This is a genomic window from Leptospira soteropolitanensis, from assembly GCF_026151655.1.
Classification (GTDB): domain Bacteria; phylum Spirochaetota; class Leptospiria; order Leptospirales; family Leptospiraceae; genus Leptospira_A; species Leptospira_A soteropolitanensis.
Map to the genome: position 1 here is coordinate 1 of NZ_JAMQPN010000047.1, position 1898 is coordinate 1898.

A 1898-nucleotide genomic window follows, 5' to 3' on the forward strand; every position below is an offset into this window, starting at 1 on the left:
CAAGAATCGTGACGGAGAGGAATGTGCCGAAGGCCAAGCGAGGGCGGAGACCCGAAGCGCAGTGTTTAGCCGATGTTATGCGTAGTCTCATTCGATACGATAATTTAAGAAATCAAGAGTCATGGGTTTATCACAAATATTTATTTTTAATTTTTGGTTTTCTATGTTATCTATATTTTCTTCCAAAGAAACAAAAATTAAATTAGAGTCTGTGTGAAATGAATCTTCGGATTTATTGTTAAAATATTTATTTTTATTTAAACATTTGAAAGATTCACTGATTTCACTTGAGACTTTAATCTTTTTGTCATTGAAGAAAAATATGGGTTCTTGTTTTTCTGGTAGATCTACTTTCATGGAAGACGTTTTTCGTTCTTTTATTTGTATGAATAATTGATTATTCATTATTGAAGTTTCTGGAGATGCTATTATCTCTATTTTTTCTATAAGGTTTTTTTTATTTTTAAGATCAAGTCTCATGTATCTTCTATAAAACAAGGGAAATAAAATTCCTTGGTAACCCATTGCTTCTCTATGAGTTAATGGTTTTTCGAAATATAAGAAATTTTCCCTTATGAAGGCTGTTTCGTTAAGAATAATTGGAGATTCCATCTGGAAAAGAAGAGTGTTTTCATAATAGACTTGGGAAAATATTCTTTTAATGACATTTCCATTTTCTGATTTAAAGTTAATAAAATTTCTTTTAATCTCGAAATCATCCTTTTTTTCATTATATGTAAAAAAGTTAAAATTCTTTGAATTTTTTTCAACCAGGAAGAAGCCATAGGCAAAACCTTCAAAATTTTGATATTCGATTTTATACCAAGATGACTCACCGTGATACTTGTAGTCATAACTCATTTTGTTATCGTAAAATTCAAAATAAGGCTTTGAATCTTCTATCGAAAATTTATTATTTCTTTTTACTGTTTCACCAAAAGGTATAGTAGTTATTTTATTTGAATTCATGTTTGGTTTGGATCGGAGAATCAATCCAGTCGGTGCCGTGACGAGATATTCTTTATTCTCTTCAGCAAGAAGAGTTGTTGAGAGATATATTGTTGAAATGGTTATTAGTATTTTTATTTTATTCATATCTTCCTTTTATTTATGAGATTACGCATAACGAACTAGGGGAGACGACGTTCCTCGGAGCTGAGCCTCGTAGAGGCGTTAGCGTCGGCGCGCTTTTTGCGAAGGCATAAAAGCGTGACGGAGAGGAATGTGTCGCAGACCGAGCGAGGCCGTAGTGCCGAAGCGAAGCGTTTCCCCGATGTTATACGAAGTTGCCTATTTATTTGATTAAGTCGAGATATTTCATTTATTACTTATAATAATCTTCTGCTGTTTGATATTTCCAATTCCAAAATTTTTCACCTTGGCAAATTATTAATCTATCAAACCATATTTCGAAATTAGATTCTAATTTTATTGCTTCAAGAAAATGATCATGTTGATCCTTTACCATTAAATAATTTGGTTCACCTTTCTTATATAATTGGAGATTAATTATTATATTTTCTTGATAGATCGTTCCAATTTTCAGAAATCCTTCTCCATTGTCTTCATACGTGTTAGATTCAATTTCTTCTAATCTGTAAAAAATATTTTCACCTCCAAAATTTGAATCTTCAAATAAAGTACAGCCGTTGTTTATCATTAAAAAATTTATATAATCTATTGGAAGTTCATATTTAAGTTTAGTCTGAAATCTTATGATTTCTTCGTTAAGAATTGGTGGATTAAATACACATTTACTTGATGAAAATGATCCGTTTGCATTTTGGCATGCCAACTCACTATTTTTATTTAATCTTTTTTTTAATGTTTCTAGAGTTAATTTTATTAATTCGCCGTTCTTCATATAAATTTCATTTTAGGCAATTTCGTATAACGAA

The 1898-nt window shown here is 30.5% G+C and carries 2 protein-coding genes; both read right to left on the reverse strand.

The window, feature by feature from the left end; translation table 11 throughout:
* Positions 1 to 87: 87 nt before the first annotated feature.
* Complete coding sequence (locus tag ND811_RS19165) at positions 88 to 1095, reverse strand: SH3 domain-containing protein (RefSeq protein ID WP_265353601.1); 1008 nt, start codon at positions 1093 to 1095, stop codon at positions 88 to 90.
* A 229-nt stretch (positions 1096 to 1324) separates the two neighbouring features.
* Entirely contained in the window at positions 1325 to 1864 is a 540-nt protein-coding gene (locus tag ND811_RS19170) for an SMI1/KNR4 family protein (RefSeq protein WP_265353635.1), read from the reverse strand.
* Positions 1865 to 1898 lie beyond the last annotated feature (34 nt).